Annotated in this window: 22 protein-coding genes and 1 tRNA gene; 12 read left to right on the forward strand and 11 right to left on the reverse strand. The window is 40.7% G+C overall.

Annotation, left to right across the window (positions count from 1 at the left end; all coding sequences use genetic code 11):
- Positions 1-336 precede the first annotated feature (336 nt).
- Positions 337-717, reverse strand: coding sequence for a hypothetical protein (locus BLW16_RS03435; RefSeq protein WP_139298253.1), 381 nt, complete (start codon positions 715-717; stop codon positions 337-339).
- Between the two features lie 445 nt (positions 718-1,162).
- On the opposite strand from BLW16_RS03435, the gene BLW16_RS03440 reads away from it, so the two are divergent.
- The 4 genes from BLW16_RS03440 (at position 1,163) to BLW16_RS03455 (ending at position 3,124) form a co-directional block, all read left to right on the forward strand.
- Positions 1,163-1,711 (forward strand): RNA polymerase sigma factor, encoded by a 549-nt coding sequence (locus BLW16_RS03440; protein ID WP_245735115.1) that lies wholly within the window; start codon positions 1,163-1,165, stop codon positions 1,709-1,711.
- 1 nt (position 1,712) lies between these two features.
- Entirely contained in the window at positions 1,713-2,261 is a 549-nt protein-coding gene (locus BLW16_RS03445) for a hypothetical protein (protein WP_090555200.1), read from the forward strand.
- A gap of 175 nt (positions 2,262-2,436) precedes the next feature.
- On the forward strand, positions 2,437-2,673 hold the full coding sequence (locus BLW16_RS03450; RefSeq protein WP_090555201.1) for a UPF0175 family protein: 237 nt from the start codon (positions 2,437-2,439) through the stop codon (positions 2,671-2,673).
- Complete coding sequence (locus BLW16_RS03455) at positions 2,645-3,124, forward strand: PIN domain-containing protein (protein ID WP_090555202.1); 480 nt, start codon at positions 2,645-2,647, stop codon at positions 3,122-3,124. Before BLW16_RS03450 ends, BLW16_RS03455 begins: the two co-directional genes overlap by 29 nt.
- Before the next feature lie 73 nt (positions 3,125-3,197).
- Here BLW16_RS03455 and BLW16_RS03460 read toward each other — a convergent pair whose 3' ends face one another.
- Together BLW16_RS03460 and BLW16_RS03465 are read right to left on the reverse strand one after the other, a co-directional pair.
- Positions 3,198-4,340, reverse strand: a complete 1,143-nt coding sequence (locus BLW16_RS03460) for a site-specific integrase (RefSeq protein WP_175470472.1) — start codon at positions 4,338-4,340, stop codon at positions 3,198-3,200.
- Positions 4,341-4,765: 425 nt separating this feature from the next.
- A tRNA-Phe gene (locus tag BLW16_RS03465) sits at positions 4,766-4,838 on the reverse strand.
- A 213-nt stretch (positions 4,839-5,051) separates the two neighbouring features.
- On the opposite strand from BLW16_RS03465, the gene BLW16_RS03470 reads away from it, so the two are divergent.
- From BLW16_RS03470 to BLW16_RS03480, 3 genes are read left to right on the forward strand one after another with little or no spacing between them, the layout of a single operon-like run.
- On the forward strand, positions 5,052-6,347 hold the full coding sequence (locus BLW16_RS03470) for a 4Fe-4S dicluster domain-containing protein (protein ID WP_090555204.1): 1,296 nt from the start codon (positions 5,052-5,054) through the stop codon (positions 6,345-6,347).
- Between the two features lie 27 nt (positions 6,348-6,374).
- Positions 6,375-7,175 carry a (Fe-S)-binding protein gene (locus BLW16_RS03475; RefSeq protein ID WP_090555205.1) on the forward strand — a complete coding sequence of 267 codons (801 nt, stop codon included), beginning with the start codon at positions 6,375-6,377 and terminating at the stop codon, positions 7,173-7,175.
- Entirely contained in the window at positions 7,165-8,004 is an 840-nt protein-coding gene (locus tag BLW16_RS03480; RefSeq protein ID WP_090555206.1) for an MBL fold metallo-hydrolase, read from the forward strand. Before BLW16_RS03475 ends, BLW16_RS03480 begins: the two co-directional genes overlap by 11 nt.
- On the opposite strand, the gene BLW16_RS03485 is transcribed toward BLW16_RS03480, so the two are convergent.
- Positions 7,928-8,404, reverse strand: coding sequence for a hypothetical protein (locus BLW16_RS03485; protein WP_090555207.1), 477 nt, complete (start codon positions 8,402-8,404; stop codon positions 7,928-7,930). The two genes, BLW16_RS03480 and BLW16_RS03485, sit on opposite strands and share 77 nt — an antisense overlap.
- Positions 8,405-8,455: 51 nt before the next feature.
- Here BLW16_RS03485 and BLW16_RS03490 point away from each other — a divergent pair, with 51 nt between their 5' ends.
- A complete protein-coding gene (locus BLW16_RS03490) occupies positions 8,456-8,935 on the forward strand; it encodes an ABC transporter ATPase (protein WP_090555208.1) in 480 nt (159 codons plus the stop codon).
- Positions 8,936-8,990: 55 nt separating this feature from the next.
- On the opposite strand, the gene mtgA is transcribed toward BLW16_RS03490, so the two are convergent.
- Positions 8,991-9,716 (reverse strand): monofunctional biosynthetic peptidoglycan transglycosylase, encoded by a 726-nt coding sequence (gene mtgA, locus BLW16_RS03495; protein WP_090555209.1) that lies wholly within the window; start codon positions 9,714-9,716, stop codon positions 8,991-8,993.
- Between the two features lie 104 nt (positions 9,717-9,820).
- On the opposite strand from mtgA, the gene tal reads away from it, so the two are divergent.
- Positions 9,821-10,918, forward strand: coding sequence for a transaldolase (gene tal / locus BLW16_RS03500; RefSeq protein WP_090555210.1), 1,098 nt, complete (start codon positions 9,821-9,823; stop codon positions 10,916-10,918).
- Between the two features lie 37 nt (positions 10,919-10,955).
- Positions 10,956-11,249 (forward strand): PH domain-containing protein, encoded by a 294-nt coding sequence (locus BLW16_RS03505; protein WP_090555211.1) that lies wholly within the window; start codon positions 10,956-10,958, stop codon positions 11,247-11,249.
- A gap of 72 nt (positions 11,250-11,321) precedes the next feature.
- On the opposite strand, the gene rplI is transcribed toward BLW16_RS03505, so the two are convergent.
- From rplI to BLW16_RS03530, 5 genes are all read right to left on the reverse strand, one after another.
- Positions 11,322-11,765: a 50S ribosomal protein L9 gene (rplI, locus tag BLW16_RS03510; protein WP_090555212.1), complete on the reverse strand. Its 444-nt coding sequence runs from the start codon at positions 11,763-11,765 to the stop codon at positions 11,322-11,324.
- A 10-nt stretch (positions 11,766-11,775) separates the two neighbouring features.
- On the reverse strand, positions 11,776-12,039 hold the full coding sequence (gene rpsR / locus BLW16_RS03515) for a 30S ribosomal protein S18 (RefSeq protein WP_008244392.1): 264 nt from the start codon (positions 12,037-12,039) through the stop codon (positions 11,776-11,778).
- Positions 12,039-12,401 (reverse strand): 30S ribosomal protein S6, encoded by a 363-nt coding sequence (gene rpsF, locus BLW16_RS03520; RefSeq protein ID WP_090555213.1) that lies wholly within the window; start codon positions 12,399-12,401, stop codon positions 12,039-12,041. The genes rpsR and rpsF overlap by 1 nt, the downstream gene beginning before the upstream one ends.
- A 100-nt stretch (positions 12,402-12,501) precedes the next feature.
- The gene (locus BLW16_RS03525) at positions 12,502-13,236 is read right to left on the reverse strand and encodes a ThuA domain-containing protein (RefSeq protein ID WP_090555214.1); all 735 of its coding nucleotides are present in this window, start codon (positions 13,234-13,236) and stop codon (positions 12,502-12,504) included.
- A gap of 56 nt (positions 13,237-13,292) precedes the next feature.
- Entirely contained in the window at positions 13,293-14,564 is a 1,272-nt protein-coding gene (locus BLW16_RS03530; RefSeq protein ID WP_139298254.1) for a hypothetical protein, read from the reverse strand.
- A gap of 77 nt (positions 14,565-14,641) precedes the next feature.
- Here BLW16_RS03530 and BLW16_RS03535 point away from each other — a divergent pair, with 77 nt between their 5' ends.
- Positions 14,642-16,522, forward strand: coding sequence for a DNA polymerase III subunit gamma/tau (locus tag BLW16_RS03535; protein WP_090555216.1), 1,881 nt, complete (start codon positions 14,642-14,644; stop codon positions 16,520-16,522).
- Here BLW16_RS03535 and BLW16_RS03540 read toward each other — a convergent pair.
- Positions 16,519-16,944, reverse strand: coding sequence for a hypothetical protein (locus BLW16_RS03540; RefSeq protein ID WP_090555217.1), 426 nt, complete (start codon positions 16,942-16,944; stop codon positions 16,519-16,521). The genes BLW16_RS03535 and BLW16_RS03540 overlap by 4 nt on opposite strands.
- Positions 16,945-17,072: 128 nt before the next feature.
- Here BLW16_RS03540 and BLW16_RS03545 point away from each other — a divergent pair, with 128 nt between their 5' ends.
- Entirely contained in the window at positions 17,073-18,308 is a 1,236-nt protein-coding gene (locus tag BLW16_RS03545) for an NADP-dependent isocitrate dehydrogenase (RefSeq protein WP_090555218.1), read from the forward strand.
- Positions 18,309-18,528 lie beyond the last annotated feature (220 nt).

Below are 18,528 nucleotides of genomic sequence, written 5' to 3' on the forward strand. Positions count from 1 at the left end.
TGGTCTTTGCCAAAAATTAGCGACATAACCTCTGTATTGACAAATATAATACTTGAAAAAAGATACTCCAAAATTTGCTTTTTATAATAGTATCTTGCAGAATATAAAACAAAATGTCACTATTATACCAATGATATGAAATAGATTAAAAAATACATTTTGTAAAGTGATGCTTTTCCAGTTGAATAGATAACTGTTTATATATCTGTTAATAAATATGACTGTTTATTGGTTTAGCGCATTAGGAATATCTCACTAGATATATGGCTATACAGATTGCTACTTAAACAATTCGCCACTTAGATACATGGTTATTTATACCGATACTTAACCACCTTATCTTTTGCTTTTCTGTTCGAGAGCGATAACCTTCTCTTGAAGATCGCTATATTTTTCCATCAAATCTTTATGTTTCTCTAAAAGCGCCAGATATTTATTCTGAAGCAGTTCAAAGTCTTTAGTCTTACTGATTGTATCCTGAATTATGTCAGGAAAGTACTCTGCCATCTCGGGGTATTCCACTGAAAAATCATAACCAATTGCACGACCGTATTTTTCTAAAATACTATAGTCTAAAAATTCCTGTTTGATGTGAGAATAATAAGTATTCTCCTTATATCCGGCTTTAATGGCTGCATCTTTATTAGAAAACCTGCTCATCGTAACTGCTAAATACAAACTCTTTCCTCGTCCTTTTAAATCTTTCGGCTTTCTCAATGTTGATAAATATTACATTCTAAAAGTATGCGGCTAAAAATTTATTTTACATAGATATATTAGTTGATTTTAATTGATTTATGTTTATTTTTATTTATATTAGAACTTTAATTACATGGATTTAAAATAATTCACAACTAATTTGAATTGATAAAATAGAGAGTAAAGGAATAAAATAATATTTTTGCAGTAAGAATAAGACTGCTTACGAGCCTCGTTACTAAATCTGGTAAATTTTCACACGAGCGTAAGTGAAGCACTCCAACCCTACCTCATTATACTGTAGGGCTGGTGCTCGCTTATGTCAATGTGTGAGCCCTTTCGCAAGAAAGGGTGGCCCTACCAGAGCCATGTAACATTAGACTAAGTGGGTTCCCAGCCCTATTGTAATTTCAATAGGCAATACCTTCTTAACAGGCTCCTTTAATCATATTAAAGAAAGCTGATGAAATCAAAAAGGAAATTTTTGCCAGAAGAAGAGCTTGTAAAAGCTCTGAAAAATCATGATGAATATGCAATGGATATACTTTATCATATGTACTCCAGGGCATTACTTCGTGTAATTTACAGCATTGTAAAACAACCAAGGCTTGCCGAAGATCTTTCACAGGAAACCTTCATTAAAATATGGGAGTCCGCAGAGAGTTATGACAGCAGTAAAGGGCGCTTATTTACCTGGATGCTAAATATAGCACGAAATACAAGTATAGATGTACTTAGATCTAAAGACTATAGAAATCAAAAAAGATGGTCTGAATTGGATGAAAGCAGAAGCAACATCGATTTACAGCGTCCGGTACATTTTAATCCGGATACCATTGGCGTGAGGCAATTGGTGTATCAACTAAAACCAGAGTTCCATTCACTTCTGGAGATGACATATTACCAAGGTTACTTTCATACAGAAACCGCAGATGCTTTAAATATGCCATTAGGGACTGTGAAAACAAGATTAAGGAACGCAATTATAGAATTAAGAGGGTTCTTTTACTGATATGGAAACGTCAAGCAAAATGTCTGAAACAAGCTTCAGACTCACCGAGCATTTAGCGATTGAATTGATCAATTCAGATTATACCTATAACCAGCTAAAATTCTTTATGAATTTACTTCCGGCTTTAACGTTCAAGAATAACCTTCAGTTTTTAGATCAAAGAGAATTACAACTGCTGGCTGAGTTCGTCAAAATTATATCTGGTTTGATTGATTCTAAGGAATTATCTCTTCTGATGGATAAGTTCTGCTCCCAACCTATTTTAAAAATCACCTCTAAAAAAAAATCAGTTATACAAAAGGTTGATTTTAAAAAGAGATCGGAGATACTATCGAATGAAATGCTCAATTGGGTAAACGCACTCCCGTATGCTAAAAGAAGAAAGATGGGCTCCGTTCCGTCAATGGAAGAGTTCTTCACCTCAGAATTTTTCTTCAAAGAATTTATCAAGTGGATGCAACAAATCAACCTTACAACCTCAAGCACTTTGGTAGAAATATTAGATGCCTATTATCGCTGGTTTCCTATTATGCCACGGCAAAGACTATAATTCATGGTTCTGGTAAACCTTGGTAGCTAACAACGAGTGCGAATATTATGCACTCGTTTGTTAGTTTTAAATCAAGTATTATTATAAAAATTAGAGTGCCTTACAATTTATAACCTTTGCCATTTTACAGGCTTACAATAATTCGTACCTTTATGTCACAGTAATCCTTTACCACATGACAACCATAACATTAGAAGTTCCAGATAGCCTTGGCGAGTATGAAAATGACACCGTTAGGTTTATCGCATCCAAACTATATGAGTCTGGTAAATTATCTCTTGGACAAGCCGCTGAGATGGCAGGTCTGACTAAACGGACATTCGCTGAATTACTTGGCGATTATGGCGTTTCATACATCAATTATTCTGTTGAAGATTTAAAAGATGAGCTTAGAAGGAATTCAGGAATATAGTATAATAATTACAGATACCAGCTGTTTTATCTTACTGGATAAAATTAAAGCTTTTGATATCCTACATCGACTATTTCGCAACGTTACCACCACTCCAGAAATTCTTATAGAATTTGGCGGCGACCTCCCAGAGTGGATTCAGATAAGATCGGTAAAGGATAATACACTTATGGAAGTCCTCAAAGAAAGTGTAGATCCTGGAGAAGCAAGTGCAATAGCGCTTGCAATAGAGACTCCAAATTCTTTAATCATTGTTGATGATCTGAAAGGCCGAAAACTTGCCACCAGAATGAACCTCAATTTTATGGGCACTTTAGGAATGCTTTTAAAAGCCAAAGAGCATCAAATCATTTCTCATATCAAGCCCTACATAGAGAAAATACAAATGACAGATTTTCGACTCTCTCAAGCTGTTATAAGTTATGCCCTTGAATTAGCAGGAGAGAGTTAGTACTAGTTAGAATAGATCTATTTGCCTCATCAAATAGATTTGGAACACAGTGCGTTCCAAATCAGCAAATCTTCTAAAATTTTAAACCCTCTATCTTTCTCTGAATATTTGACCTATTCCTTAATTTCATTGCCACCCCGACCCTACGTTTCCACCTCAAAAACTTTTTGCTCCTCCTCCGTACTAACTCTATGACATTAGATTGTACTTCATCTATGATAGACCAATCCTTAGTGATATAGATATCAGTAATCTGGTTAGATTGATCCTTATGGTTCATAGCCAAACCCACATCATCCTTTGAACACCTGCAAATATTCCTTGCCCAGGAGCCAAACATACGGCGGGCATCCATAAATTCTAATTCTGGTATATTCAACTTTGCACTTAGTGCGTTCATACCGATACTCAAAGCCCGGTCTAAAGAATTATGCGTAGAGTATTTACCCTGCAATGTACCTGCGTATTTTTTATACAGTTTCATTGCAACAGGATGAATAGGAACGCTTATAAAGGCTTTATCTTTCCTGCGCTTAGTCTTTGATCTATTATACTCTAAACGAGATTGCAGGGCAGTGCCTGGCTTTATCTGATAAAGATCTACCCCATTCATCCCACACAGATAAAAGCTTAGTAGAAATAAATCTCTTGCCTGCTGTATTCTACTTCCTACAGGCAGCTTACAATTTCTGATTGCCTTGAACTGGCTAACATACCTTTCCGGCTTTTTCTTCTCCGTCAGTTCCACCAGCTTATATTTTTTAAACGGATAATGATTGATGATTTTCACTCCCAAATCCTCGTCATTATAAAAATCCACAATGGCATTAAATAAAATCCGAAGATCCCGCATGTGATTGTGGAGCCCATTATCAGCTAACCCCTTAAATTTTAATTGAACTGGCTTTTTAAATTGGTTCAGCCTAATCATAGTTCGGGGTGTCCGTAAAAACTTTTGATAATCCTCAAGCATTTTAGCCCGGATCTCCGTCACCGGCACAAAATCCGACTTAAAATAATCTTGCAGGCTATTTACTACTGTAATCATATTCCTTGCACTTCCGTCGCGGCCTGCCTGCATTAAACGCTCAATTTGCTCCCTGCCAAACTGGATCACATTAATTTTCTCCACTTTAACCTCGCCGCCCTTCTCCAAATAGACGGCTAAAGTTTTTTCATTGTAAATACTGGTCCGCGATCCTAAAGCGCTGATCATTTCCCTGTACCTGGCAAGTTCGGGGGAGATAAGATTAATAATAAAAGGATCTTTTAAGATGTACTTTTTACCCTGTTTTCTGATTTGCTTAGCTCCCACCCAATGGGGCGTAACGATGTAGGAAGATTTCCTATTGACTGTTACTCTGATCTGTACGTTCCATGTACCGTCAGATTTCTTCTTTTGGGAGTGTCTGATTACTTCCGAAATAGTCGCCATATTATAAAGTTAGCGATCGCAGTTTTCATATGAAATTGCCCAAAATAACTTTCAAACAATTTTCAAACATTTACGATCAGTTCAACAAAAAACCCTGTAGAACTTCACAATATCTGATAGACTAGCAAATAAAAAGTGACAGAAAAAAGACACTCTGGAAACCAAAAAAGCCTGTTTTCGTTATGAAAACAGGCTTTCTGTAGAAGTGGTGTGGGCCGGGATCGAACCGGCGACACAAGGATTTTCAATCCTTTGCTCTACCGACTGAGCTACCGCACCATCCTTTATTTAACATGATTTCGATCATGTTCCCCTCGGTTGGGAGTGCAAATGTAGTTTCTTTTTTTGAATTGCAAAACTTTTTTTAAAATAATTTTAAAAAGGCCTCAGATTTATTTAAAACCACTCTAAATTTTCAACAATTATGCAAGCATAGTAATTTCTTTCTGCTATTTATTTTAACTTAGCGTGACTGTAAAAGATAACCAGATAATGATTTCACAAATTCTATTTATAGCCCTCACCATAGCGGCAATCGCATTTTTCAGCTTTAACCTGAAGAAAGTGATCCGTAATATTAAACTCGGCAGACCAGCAGACCGCTCTGACCAGCCTTCTAAAAGACTGGCTACCATGCTGAAAGTTGCCTTCGGACAAACCAAAATGGCGGTCCGCCCGATTCCCGCTGCCCTGCATTTTGTGGTATATGTTGGCTTCGTTATTATCAATATTGAAGTGCTTGAAATCATGATCGACGGTATATTTGGCACCCACCGGATTTTCGGCGGACTGGGCAGTGTATACAATTTTCTTATCGGAGGTTTTGAATTCCTCGCCCTTGGCGTATGGATAGCCTGCGTTATATTCCTGATCAGAAGAAATATTTTAAAATTAAAAAGATTTATAGCCCGCGAACTTACGGGATGGCCAAAATCTGATGCGAATTATATTCTGTTTACAGAAATCCTGCTGATGACCGCATTTCTTTTGATGAATGCTGCAGACGCGAAACTACAGGCTTTGGGTGCTCACTACTACATTTCTGCAGGATCATTCCCCGTTAGTCACTTCCTGCAAAACTTACTGCCCGCAAATGACGCAAACCTGATCGCTATTGAACGGGGCTGCTGGTGGTTTCACATCATTGGAATTCTGGCCTTCCTCAATTACCTGCCCTACTCCAAACATTTCCATATCCTTTTTGCCTTTCCAAATACGTATTTCTCCAACCTGGAGCCAAAAGGCGAGTTTACCAATATGCAAAGTGTGACCAATGAAGTGAAAGTAATGCTTGACCCTTCATTTGCCCCGCCTGAAGCTGAAGCCGGCCGGTTTGGCGCAAAAGATGTAAATGATCTGACATGGGTAAACCTCATGAATGCCTATACTTGTACCGAATGCGGTCGCTGTACCTCGGTATGCCCGGCAAATATTACGGGCAAACTGCTCTCTCCGCGTAAGATCATGATGGACACGCGCGACCGCATGGAAGAAGTTGGGAAAACCCTGGATAAGGGCGGTGCTGGTTTTGACGATGGAAAATCCCTGATCGATGATTATATCACAAGGGAAGAGATATGGGCTTGCACCAGCTGTAACGCCTGTGTAGAGGCCTGTCCAATCAACATTGACCCACTGGCAATTATCACAGACCTGAGAAGGTATGCAGTAATGGAAGAGTCGCAGGCGCCTTCAAGCATCAGTACCATGCTGGGAAATATTGAAAATAACGGTGCGCCATGGAAATACTCTCCGGCAGACCGCTTAAACTGGGCCAAAGAAAACTAATTTAAAATCGATTACTCAAGCTGAATAATGAGCGATAAACTAATTATAGAAGTACCTACGATGGCAGAAATGATTGCCAGAGGCGAAGAACCGGAGATCTTATTCTGGGTAGGCTGTGCCGGTAGTTACGACGAACGCGCGCAAAAAACAACCCGCGACATCTGCAAGATCCTGCACCATGTGGGGATTAAATATGCCGTTTTGGGTACCGAGGAAAGCTGTACAGGTGATCCCGCCAAACGTGCCGGTAACGAATTCCTGTTCCAGATGCAGGCAATGACCAATATCGAAGTGCTAAACGGTTATAACATCAAAAAGATCGTAACCGGATGCCCGCATTGCTTCAACACGATAAAAAATGAATATCCCGGATTAGGTGGTACCTATGAAGTGATCCATCATACACAGCTGATCCAGGACTTGATCAATGAGGGTAAACTGAAGGCGGAAGGCGGAGAAAGCTTCAAGGGCAAAAAGATCACTTACCATGACCCTTGTTATTTAGGCCGTGGTAACGGCATCTACGAAGCTCCCAGAAAGGCTTTGGAGGTACTGGATGCACAACTGGTTGAAATGAAACGCTGCAAGTCTAACGGACTCTGCTGTGGTGCTGGTGGTGCCCAGATGTTTAAAGAACCCGAAAAAGGCAATAAGGATATCAATATTGAAAGAATTGAAGAAGCATTGGAGACCAGTCCGAATATTATTGCAGCTGGCTGCCCATTCTGCATGACAATGCTGAGTGACGGTGTGAAGATGAAAGATCAGAATCAAAATGTACAGGTTTTAGATATTGCAGAAATTACAGCAAGAGCAAATGGATTGTAACCCGTTATTTATTACTTCTTTAAACTCTGGCAGTAACGGCAACTGTTATTACGTTGGAAATTCAAAAGAAGCCATACTCGTAGATGCAGGTATTTCCTGTAAGGAAACAGAAAAAAGGATGCTCCGTTTAGGACTTTCAATGAAGAAAGTAAAGGCCATCTTTATCTCCCATGAGCACGGTGATCATATCCGTGGCCTGACCATATTGTCTAAAAAATTCGGCATTCCGGTATACATCACACCGGGTACGATCGGCAACTGTAAGCTTAGCCTGCCCGAAGAGCTGATCCGTCATTTTTCCAGCCATGAAACCGTTCAGATCGGGTCAATTCATGTCACCTGCTTTCCAAAAGTTCATGATGCGGCAGAACCCCACAGCTTTATGGTTTCCTGCGGAAATATAAAGGTGGGCGTATTTACTGATCTTGGTGTAGTTTGTGAGCAGCTGAGCATACACTTTCAGCAATGTGATGCAGCCTTTCTGGAAGCCAATTACGATGAAGAGCTTTTACATAACGGAAAGTACCCCTATTATCTGAAAAGAAGGATCAGCGGAGGCCAGGGCCACCTGAGCAACAGACAGGCGCTGGAATTATTTACGAATCACCGGCCTGCAAAGCTCACGCATTTACTGCTGTCCCATTTATCAAAGGATAACAATGATCCTGAGCTGGTAGAACATTTATTTAACCAGCATGCGGAGGATACGATGATCATCGTAGCAACGCGTTATATGGAAACACTGGTATTTACTATTGGTGCAGCTTCAGGCTCATCGCCTGAAATTTTTCCGACAGATCAATTAAATCTTCAGCTTCAAGGTTTTTAAGTGGTATGGCCATAAAGGCGGCCATACTGTCGATGTCCCCGCCCCGCTTGTCATTATAGGTTTGTACAATCACGTCCGCCCCTTTGGTTCTTACAAATAAGGTGCCCGATAATGTATTGCCCAAATAGTCTATCTCCTTAAATTTCGTCAGGTTACAGGAAAAATACTCGACCTTGCCATTGCTAAAAAATCGCTTGTACCGGCAAAATCCTTTATCGGTAACATTCAGCTCATATTTCCTGACATTCTTTGGCCCGGATTCCGGATCATAGTGATCTGTTAACTTCTGCTGCATGTAACCGGCGTCCTCTTCAGTTGGTCCGTATGCTGAAAAAGAAAGAAAAATAAGGCACAGCAGCAGGTATGTGCATATTTTTAAGGAGAATGTAAACTTTTTCATCGGGCGTTGTATTTCAGGATATGAAATTAAATAAAATGTTAAATTTGTACTATGAGTTTTTCTCCACAATCTAAAGTTTGGATCTATCAGAGTGACCGTGAGTTCACTAATCCCGAGATGGCAGCTATCCGGCAACAACTGGATGATTTCACCTCGCAATGGAAAGCGCATGGACATCAGTTGCAGGCAAAAGCAGAGATCCTGTATAATTATTTCATTGTATTTATTGTTGATGAAGCGACTGCAGGCGCGACAGGCTGTTCTATTGATGCTTCTGTCAGGATAGTAAAAGGTTTTGAACAGGAATTTAATGTAGACCTGTTTAACCGTTTCAATATGGCATATAAAGTTGGTGATAAGCTAGTGGTGGTAAATAAGGAAGATTTTGAAACCCTGATCAGCATTAAAAAGATCACTCCTGAATCAATAGTTTTCAACAATCTTGTACAAACATTCGCAGATTTTGAAACCAAATGGGAAGTCCCGTTTAAAGACAGCTGGCACAATAAGGTTTTTGCCGACTTGCTTTGACAGCTGTAATGCTCAGGTAACGATTACCCGAGCTTCAGATTCAATTTTAACGCCACTAAAATTTCAGTGGCCCCAACCGTTTAATGTTTTTCATGATCAGGTAATGCCTGTGCCTGATAAATTTTGTCGGATGCAAAGGCGTCCATCGTATGGGATTAGGAAAACAGGCCGCAATCATTGCTGCCTGGGATCTGTTGAGGTCCCTGCAGGATTTTCCATAGTAACTCCGGGCGGCAGCTTCCGCACCATAGATCCCATCCCCCATTTCAATCACATTCAGGTAAACCTCCAGGATCCGCTGTTTACTCCAGAATATCTCAATCAGAATAGTAAAATAGGCTTCGAATCCTTTTCGTATCCATGACCTGCCTGGCCAGAGGAATACATTCTTTGCAGTCTGCTGCGAGATCGTGCTCCCACCTTTCATCTTCGTAGAGTCTGCCTGGTTCGCATGATAGGCGTTTCCGATCGCCGCCATATCGAAACCCATATGGTGCAGGAACTTTTGATCCTCACCGGCAACAGCGGCACGTATCATATTGTCGGATATCTCTTTAAAATCCACCCATTTTTTCTCCAGTTTGAACGACTTGCCATCAGACTTGCGCCCGATGTTTTTCATGATCATTAATAAGGTGACCGGAGGATTGATAAACCTGTATGCCAGAACCCAGAGCACACTTACAAGGATAAAGTACAGGATCACTTTCCCAACCATCACCTTTATTTTTTGCAGATTAAATTTACTGGATTTATTTTTATTGGAGCGCTTTTGTGCCATCGCCCAAAGGTAATAAAAAGGAGAGATTTGTCATGTCAGTGCATATATTTAAAGCTTTATAAACATTCAGGGGGTACGCTTGTTAAAACCTAAAAGATGCTAACATGGAAACGAATAAAGTAAAAAAAATACACGATTATGGTCAGAGTATATGGCTCGACTTTATTGATCGCGAAATCATTAAATCCGGTAAATTAAAACAACTGATCGAAGTAGACGGTGTTAGGGGGCTAACCTCCAACCCCGCTATATTTGAGAAAGCAATCAGCAGCAGCGCTGATTATGATGCCGATATCGCTGAACTCGCCAGAGAAAACCTGAGTAATGACGATATTTTCTACCGTCTTGCCGTAAAGGACATTCAGCAGGCAGCAGATATTTTACTGGCCGTATACAATGAGGAGGTAAAAGGTGCTGACGGTTATGTAAGCCTGGAGGTTTCCCCTCTGCTTGCGCTTGATACCGAGGGCACGATCAAACAGGCCCTGGAACTCTGGAAAGCCGTAGACCGCAAAAATGTAATGATCAAGATTCCCGGAACACAGCCCGGACTCGCTGCTATAAAAAAGACCATCTCTGAAGGATTAAACATCAATGTAACATTGTTATTTGGTCTGGAACGCTACAGGGAAGTAGCAGAAGCTTACATAGAAGGACTGGAAGAACGCCTCGAAAAAGGACAAAGCATCAATGAAATCTCTTCCGTAGCCAGCTTCTTCTTAAGCCGCATCGATGTGCTGATTGATCCTATCCTGGATGAAAAACACCTCGGAGAGTTAAAAGGTGAAGTAGCCATTGCTTCTGCGAAAAAAGCATATGAGATCTATAAAGAACTATTCAGCGGAGAGAGATGGGAAAAACTTGCTGCAAAAGGTGCGAGGCCGCAGCGTTTGCTGTGGGCTAGCACCAGCAGCAAAAATCCTGCATTTAAGGACACCAAATATGTTGAAGCTTTGATTGGCCCCGATACCGTGGATACGATTCCTATGGAAACCCTGGAAGCTTACCGTGACCATGGTGATCCTGAAAGCAGACTGGAAATCGACCTTGAAGGAGCTTCATCTGTACTGGCACAGCTTCGTCATGCGGAGATTGACCTGGCACAGTTAACACAGCAGCTGGAAGACGAGGGCATCGAAAAATTCAAAACCCCTTATGAGAAATTATTAAATGCGATAGAACAGCAAAAACATTCTGCTTAATAACTAGATTTGCCTTACGTTATAGCAGATTAGAAAAATGAAGTTTACAGCATCAAGACTCTCCGAAGGAAACAAGGTTTTTCCGGCAGAAATACATTTAGAAGAAAACAGCATAGAGATTAAAGTTCCCGGGCTGTTTAGCGGTGATTCAAAATACCTGAATTATGAAGATATTACTTCAATTGAGGTAGATTCTCCTATGATCGGTTTTGCTACGCTACGCCTGTTTACCACAGGAACCAAAGTAGAAGTACACGGCTTCTCTAAGAGTGACATCAAAGAAATCAGAAAGATCATTGATGAAAACAGGACCAAAAGACGTAGAGCTTAACACGCTTTAAAATCTAAAGCATAAAAAAAGCGTTCCAAATGGAACGCTTTTTTTATATCGTTTAAGATGAGATTACTCAGCTACAACTTCGAAAGGAACTTTCACTTTCACTTCTTTGTGCAAGTTTAAGTTGGCTACATATTCACCAACAAATTTAGGTTCAGTTTCGAAAGTGATACGGCGACGGTCGACATCAAAACCTTGTTGTTTCAACGCATCAGCAATCATGATGGTGTTTACTGCACCAAAGATCTTACCTGTTTCACCAGCTTTAGCACCGATAGTCAATTTAACATCAGTTAAACGGGCTGCGATACCTTCAGCATCTTTCTTAATTTTATCTTGTTTAAACGCTGCTTGTTTCAGGTTTTCTGCCAATACTTTTTTAGCAGAAGGAGTAGCTAAAGCACCAAATCCTTGTGGGATAAGATAGTTACGGCCGTAACCTGGCTTTACGTTTACAATATCATCTTTCTCTCCAAGAGATTTGATGTCCTGTTTTAATATAATTTCCATGTCTCAGCTCCTATTTTAATTGGTCAGCAACGAAAGGTAACAAACCAATGTGGCGAGAGCGTTTTACCGCCTGAGCCACTTTACGTTGAAATTTCAATGATGTACCGGTTAAACGGCGTGGTAAAATTTTACCCTGGTCATTGATGAATTTTAACAAAAAGTTTGCGTCTTTATAATCAATATATTTAATACCATTCTTTTTGAAACGGCAGTATTTTTTTCTGTTATCGTCCACTTTTGGAGCGGTAACATATTGTATTTGATCTTTAGCCATTATGCTGCAGCCTCCTCTTTCTTAGGTTTTTTGTTAAAAGCACCACTGCGTTTCTTCTCATTATAAGCAACCGCGTGACGGTCTAATCTAATGGTAAGGAAACGTAGAACACGCTCATCGCGTTTTAGTTCTAATTCCAATTTGTTAATTAATTCACCTGAAGATTTGTACTCTGTAAGGTGGAAAAATCCGCTTGCTTTTTTTTCAATCGGATACGCTAATTTTCTCAAACCCCAATTGTCCTCTTGAACAATTTCGGCTCCGCTGTCAGTGATGATCTTGCTGAATTTAGCTAATGCTTCTTTCGCAATTTCTTCTGACAACAACGGGGTTAGAACGATAACAGTTTCGTACTGATTCATTGTTATGATTATTTTATGTTAACTCCATATTACTATGGGGATGCAAACTTAGGAATAAATTTCTATAAATCAAATGGTTCAGCCCAATTTTTCAGCATTTTTATTCCATACGCTTTTGGCCAGCAGCGTATTGTATACCGCCCAACAGGTGTTTGAGGAACATCGGATCAGTGTACGAAGCCTCAACATGCCCCAAACCAGTATAAAATGCACGTCCACCATCATAGCTATGGTACCAGGCCATCGGGTGATGTGCACCATTTGAACCGCCGGTGTAACTGTCCTCATCCAGTTCGATCAGTACTTTAAGATCAGGATTGATATCCTTAAAATTATACCATTCATCTTTCCTTGCCCAGGTTGCGGGCAGATGTTTCGTTGCAATACTTTTACGGTCAATCACATGTAAGGTGGCCATTTGCTGTGCAGGATGTTTTAAAAAATAAGCGCCCACCAGTTTACCATACCAGGGCCAGTCATATTCGGTATCTGTAGCAGCATGCACACCTACAAAGCCACCTCCCGCCCGGATATACTGTTCAAAAGCCTTTTGCTCTTCATCACCTAACACATTTCCTGTCGTGCTTAAAAAAACGACTGCGGCATATTTCTTCAGATTGGCAGCCGTAAACTGCGTTGAATCTGTCGTTGTATCCACCCCGAATTTATTTTCAATTCCTAACTTTTGAATGGCAGGCACTCCCTCAGCAATAGACTGATGGTGAAATCCCGCTGTCTTTGAAAAAATGAGGACCCTGTACTTTTGCGCATAAAGGTTGTTGCTGCTTAAGGCTGCCGGTAATAACAGGCAGCAAAGGAAATATTTGATTTTCATTTAGGAACTATATTTAGTTTCATACAATTTAAGTAATCTAAGCAACAAACAAAAATCTATTTACCGAAGAGGTAGTTCAGGCCGATCGTAAATCTTTTAACGGAAATACCATAAAAATTATAGTTTGTAACCGACGAAGAGGGCACATAAATGGCTGATACCTCTATCCTTTTATGAAACACTATCCCTGCTTTTACCGGAAAGGTGCTAGTAAAACCTTCCAGAACAATCAGGTTTTCCGTAGTGGTGGTTTCATTCCGGACGGAGTTATATACAGACGTCCTGTTGTGATTAAACTTTGAAACATTTAACGCAAAACCGGCAGCCAGGAAAATTTTCAAAGGACCTGTATTGTATATATTATAAATTACCTGTGGAACCACTGAAGCAGTGTACTGGTCAAACCTGTGACTGATAGCAGCCGTTCCGGGCTGGTCCGTAGTGGTAGAAATTTCATTCCTGCTGCCCGCAAGCGAAAGCTCTACCCTATAGATCAGTTTTCCGATAGCAGGATTTGCAAACAGGTCTGCACCGGCAGTCAATACCGGAAAGACAGAGGATTTACTCTTTGCGGCAGCATTGGCCAGGTCATTATCGCCTCTATAGTTTGCGCTGCTGATGCTGACCCCGGTTCCGGCAAAAAGTCTTACTCTTGAAGTTTTTGATTTGAACGCCTGCTGGCCATTGATCATTGAAGTAATCTTTAAGATATCCCCTTCATCATAATTGAGATGTCTTAGCTTTTCAACATCCGCGTTAGTGCCCGCATTATACCTCAACATGATATCCAGTAACTGTCCGGCATATTTACCTGTCGTAATGATGCTGCTGCTCTTTTCCGGGTCCAGAAACCGCTGATAAATCAGTTCCTCAGGTACCGGGCTGTTCTTAGCCCTGATATAAAACCTGTTTTTGACCTCGTCTTTATAGGAATACAGGCTTACATATTTACCTTCTTGCAGTACTTTCAGAAAAACGGTATCTCTTCTGGATCCGGAATCAATCCCGATAGAAAGATTAGGGATATTAACCTTACCCATGCTGATATCCACAACAAAACGCTGAAATTTTTCAACGCCACTGATCGCATATGCAGCGCTGCTTTTGAGGTCAAAGACCTGGGTTTTACGCTCCGGCGCAGGCTTAAACTGGACAGAAGAAGGATTTACTGAACGTTCCCTGTAATTTACATACCCTTTAAGGGTGTCTTTCTTATCGGTTACAACATAACCGTACTGAAAATTCGATTGTGCAGCGGAAAGAAAAGGAATAGCAAAAAGCAAACAAGAGAGCAGGCGTTTCATGAAGATGACTAATAAATGAGCCACAAAACTAAACTTAATTCCCACTTTATTTTCCCACATATCCGTTCCGCTCCGTAAAAAATTTATAATTTCGCATTGAAATGGAAAATTTTATTGTCTCGGCCCGTAAGTACCGTCCAGCAACGTTCGAAACCGTTGTAGGGCAAAACCACATTACGGGGACTCTAAAAAATGCGATCAGGAACAACCAACTGGCCCAGGCTTTCCTTTTTTGCGGTCCCAGAGGTGTGGGCAAAACTACCTGTGCCAGGATCCTTGCCAAAACCATTAACTGTACGAATCTTACAGCGGAGGTTGAAGCCTGCGGGACCTGTGAATCCTGTGTATCCTTTCAAACCGGTCATTCATTTAATTTCCATGAACTGGATGCGGCCTCCAATAACTCGGTAGATGATATCCGCAGCCTGATAGAACAGGTACGGATCCCGCCGCAGGCAGGAAAATACAAGATATATATTATTGATGAGGTGCACATGCTTTCTGCAAACGCATTCAATGCCTTTCTGAAAACACTGGAAGAACCACCTTCATATGCCATATTTATACTGGCAACAACAGAAAAACACAAGATACTGCCTACTATTCTTTCACGTTGCCAGATCTTTGATTTCAACAGGATCCAGGTAGACGATATCTCAGGCCTGCTGAATAAGATTGCTATCCGTGAAAACATCAGTGTAGAGGCAGACGGACTGCATATCATTGCGCAAAAAGCAGACGGAGGGTTGCGTGATGCACTTTCCATGTTCGATCAGATTGTAAGTTACACCAACAAGAACCTGACCTACAAATCTGTTATTGATAACCTGAACATCCTTGACTACGATTATTATTTCAGGTTAACACAATATCTGACCAGTTCAGATGTAAGTCAGACACTGGTATTATTTGATGAGATCCTGAACAATGGATTTGATGGCAACAACTTTATCAACGGGCTGGCAAGCCACCTCAGAAACCTGCTGGTTGCAAAAGATCCCCAGACAGTTAAACTGCTGGAGGTAAGCGAGAACATCAAACAAAAATACCTAACACAAAGTCAGCAGACGCAGGTTTCATTTATCCTGACCGCCCTGAACCTCGCCAATCAGTGTGATCTTACCTATAAAAACAGTAAAAACCAGCGGCTTCAGGTGGAACTGGCACTCATCAAGATGTGTCATATCACATCGGTACTGCAGCTCGCACAGCTACCACATACCGCTTCTACAACAGCAACTGACTTAGATCAGACTAAAAAAAAAACTAGTGTAATTGCTGAATCTCCTGCTCCGCAGGATACGCCGGATGAGCTTCCGCCGCCCGCTTCGGGTTTTTCTGCATCAGCGGAAATGGTCTCTAAACCAGCTTCAGCGATCCCTTCTATTGCAGCGTTACCAAAGACTATTCCTATTCCGGATAAATCTCCTTCAACAGATGCTATCCGTATTCCGGCGATGCCGAATTTAAATACAATTCACAAAATTGCCCTGAAGCCCAATATTTCGGGAAGTCCTGCAGCAGGAACAATGATCCCATCACTGACTGCCATGACCAATGCCGATGGTGAAATTGAAAGTGATGAGCCGAAATATGTATTTGGGGAGGAAAGGGAACCTTTCTCTTTCGAAGAGCTGATGGTGTTATGGAATGAGTATACCCAAAAAGTTAAACTGGAGAATAAGATCAACTTTTATACCATACTGACTACCAATGAGCCTGTCTTGACAAAACCTACCGAGATCACTGTATTGATCACTAATACTGCGCAGGACAGTATTCTGCAAAATGAACTCGTAGACTTTCTTAATTTTTTACGTACCAGGCTGAAGAACTTTGACGTAGGCATTGTGACTAAAAAAGTAGAAAGCAAAATTGAAAACCGGTTATATACCAGCATTGAAAGATACCAATACCTGGTAGAGAAAAATCCTAAACTGGAAGACCTGCGCAAGCGCTTCAACCTCGATCTGCTCCCTTAAGTTATTTTAGGATCGTCATTCAGCGGATATCCTTCTTCATCCAGATCAGTACGGTCGTCTTCAGCTGTTCTTGCCAGGAATTCATCTTCGGCATCAAGCGCTAAGATCTCGCCATCATCGATGTGCATTCCAAGATCATCAAGATCTGATTCCTGCTGCTCTTCTTTATCTGCATACTCATCACCTATATATGGATTGGCCTCATCGTAATCGGAATTATCATCGCCACCATTTGCCGCTGTAGTTTCATAGGGTAAGGGATGGTCGTAATCTTTGTCTTTCCCTTTGACATCAAGTTCATAGCTGCCTTTCTCTTTATTGTAAGACAAGTCATTAAAATCTTTCGTTTCCCCAAGGTCGGAACCATGGATTTTGTCTCCTGCTTTTAAATTTTCTGCACCATTGTTTTCATTCGTACTCATATGCTTCGTTTTATGTAAGTATAACGTTACGTTATCTTTATTTGTTTTTGTAATTTACGCCAAAATGAGGCAGTAAACTCAAAATTTATATCTTTGTTTCTTTCATAAGTAAAAATTGAAACCATAATATGTCTATACAAAAAATTAAAGTAGCCCAGCCCGTTGTAGAGTTAGATGGTGATGAGATGACCCGCATCATCTGGAAATTCATTAAGGATAAACTGATCCTGCCTTACCTTGACCTTGATATTAAGTATTATGATCTTGGTGTAGAATACCGTGATGAAACCAATGACCAGGTAACTATCGATTCTGCTGAAGCCATCAAAAAATATGGTGTGGGTATTAAATGCGCAACGATCACTCCTGATGAGGAGCGTGTAAAAGAGTTCGGTTTAAAACAGATGTGGAAATCTCCAAATGGAACTATCCGTAATATTCTTGACGGAACAGTTTTCCGTGAGCCAATCGTAATGAGTAATGTTCCGCGTTTGGTACCAAACTGGACTGCACCGATCTGTATCGGCCGTCATGCTTTTGGCGACCAGTACCGTGCAACTGATTTCGTAACAAAAGGAAAAGGTAAACTGACTATCTCATTCACTCCCGAAGATGGCAGTGAAGTTCAGTCTTTCGACGTGTATAACTTCCAGGGTGATGGCGTTGCCTTAGCAATGTATAACACTGACGAAAGTATCCGCGGTTTTGCTCATGCTTGTTTTAACCAGGCGCTGATCAAAAAATGGCCTTTATACCTGTCTACAAAAAACACTATCCTTAAAAAATATGATGGCCGTTTCAAAGATATCTTCCAGGAGATCTATGAAAATGATTTCGTAGCGAAATTCAAAGAAGCAGGCATAACTTATGAGCACCGTTTGATCGATGACATGGTTGCTTCTGCATTGAAATGGAATGGTAACTTCGTATGGGCTTGTAAAAACTATGATGGTGATGTACAATCAGACACTGTAGCCCAAGGTTTTGGATCATTAGGCTTAATGACTTCTGTATTGGTTACACCAGACGGTAAAACTATGGAGGCTGAAGCTGCCCATGGTACAGTAACACGTCACTACCGTGATCACCAGGCTGGAAAACCAACTTCAACAAATCCGATTGCATCTATCTTCGCATGGACAAGAGGACTGGAATTCCGTGGTGTATTGGACGGCAACCAGGAGCTGATCAATTTCTGTCATGCTTTAGAGCAGGTTTGTATCGAAACTGTGGAAAGCGGAAAAATGACAAAAGATTTAGCTGTTTGTATCCACGGTAACAAAGTAGAGCACGGTACGCACTACCTGTATACTGAAGAATTCTTAGCTGCAATTGACGAGAACTTACAGGCAAAATTAGGTTAATACCTGAATAGCTAAAAGCTTTAAACAAAGGAAAAGCCGTTTCATACTATATGGAGCGGCTTTTTTCTTGATATAAAGCTTGGTATTGTATGAACCTGGATAGAACGCATATTGAACCCGTACAGAACCCGTATTTTCTGTACGGGTTCAATAGCTGTTCAATATGAATTTATATACCGTTACACCGTACCGGATACCAGGCTGTTACAGGTCAAAAAAT

Origin of the sequence: Pedobacter hartonius, from assembly GCF_900107535.1 — a bacterium.
In the GTDB taxonomy this organism is placed as follows: domain Bacteria; phylum Bacteroidota; class Bacteroidia; order Sphingobacteriales; family Sphingobacteriaceae; genus Pedobacter; species Pedobacter hartonius.

Bases quoted from the DNA above. Each gene is read 5' to 3' on its own strand.
- BLW16_RS03440 (WP_245735115.1), top strand. From the start codon at position 1,163: ATGAAATCAAAAAGGAAATTTTTGCCAGAAGAAGAGCTTGTAAAAGCT.
- BLW16_RS03445 (WP_090555200.1), top strand. From the start codon at position 1,713: ATGGAAACGTCAAGCAAAATGTCTGAAACAAGCTTCAGACTCACCGAG.
- BLW16_RS03450 (WP_090555201.1), top strand. From the start codon at position 2,437: ATGACAACCATAACATTAGAAGTTCCAGATAGCCTTGGCGAGTATGAA.
- BLW16_RS03455 (WP_090555202.1), top strand. From the start codon at position 2,645: ATGAGCTTAGAAGGAATTCAGGAATATAGTATAATAATTACAGATACC.
- BLW16_RS03460 (WP_175470472.1), bottom strand. From the start codon at position 4,340: ATGATCAGCGCTTTAGGATCGCGGACCAGTATTTACAATGAAAAAACT.
- BLW16_RS03470 (WP_090555204.1), top strand. From the start codon at position 5,052: ATGATTTCACAAATTCTATTTATAGCCCTCACCATAGCGGCAATCGCA.
- BLW16_RS03475 (WP_090555205.1), top strand. From the start codon at position 6,375: ATGAGCGATAAACTAATTATAGAAGTACCTACGATGGCAGAAATGATT.
- BLW16_RS03480 (WP_090555206.1), top strand. From the start codon at position 7,165: ATGGATTGTAACCCGTTATTTATTACTTCTTTAAACTCTGGCAGTAAC.
- BLW16_RS03485 (WP_090555207.1), bottom strand. From the start codon at position 8,404: ATGAAAAAGTTTACATTCTCCTTAAAAATATGCACATACCTGCTGCTG.
- BLW16_RS03490 (WP_090555208.1), top strand. From the start codon at position 8,456: ATGAGTTTTTCTCCACAATCTAAAGTTTGGATCTATCAGAGTGACCGT.
- mtgA (WP_090555209.1), bottom strand. From the start codon at position 9,716: ATGGCACAAAAGCGCTCCAATAAAAATAAATCCAGTAAATTTAATCTG.
- tal (WP_090555210.1), top strand. From the start codon at position 9,821: ATGGAAACGAATAAAGTAAAAAAAATACACGATTATGGTCAGAGTATA.
- BLW16_RS03505 (WP_090555211.1), top strand. From the start codon at position 10,956: ATGAAGTTTACAGCATCAAGACTCTCCGAAGGAAACAAGGTTTTTCCG.
- rplI (WP_090555212.1), bottom strand. From the start codon at position 11,765: ATGGAAATTATATTAAAACAGGACATCAAATCTCTTGGAGAGAAAGAT.
- rpsR (WP_008244392.1), bottom strand. From the start codon at position 12,039: ATGGCTAAAGATCAAATACAATATGTTACCGCTCCAAAAGTGGACGAT.
- rpsF (WP_090555213.1), bottom strand. From the start codon at position 12,401: ATGAATCAGTACGAAACTGTTATCGTTCTAACCCCGTTGTTGTCAGAA.
- BLW16_RS03525 (WP_090555214.1), bottom strand. From the start codon at position 13,236: ATGAAAATCAAATATTTCCTTTGCTGCCTGTTATTACCGGCAGCCTTA.
- BLW16_RS03535 (WP_090555216.1), top strand. From the start codon at position 14,642: ATGGAAAATTTTATTGTCTCGGCCCGTAAGTACCGTCCAGCAACGTTC.
- BLW16_RS03540 (WP_090555217.1), bottom strand. From the start codon at position 16,944: ATGAGTACGAATGAAAACAATGGTGCAGAAAATTTAAAAGCAGGAGAC.
- BLW16_RS03545 (WP_090555218.1), top strand. From the start codon at position 17,073: ATGTCTATACAAAAAATTAAAGTAGCCCAGCCCGTTGTAGAGTTAGAT.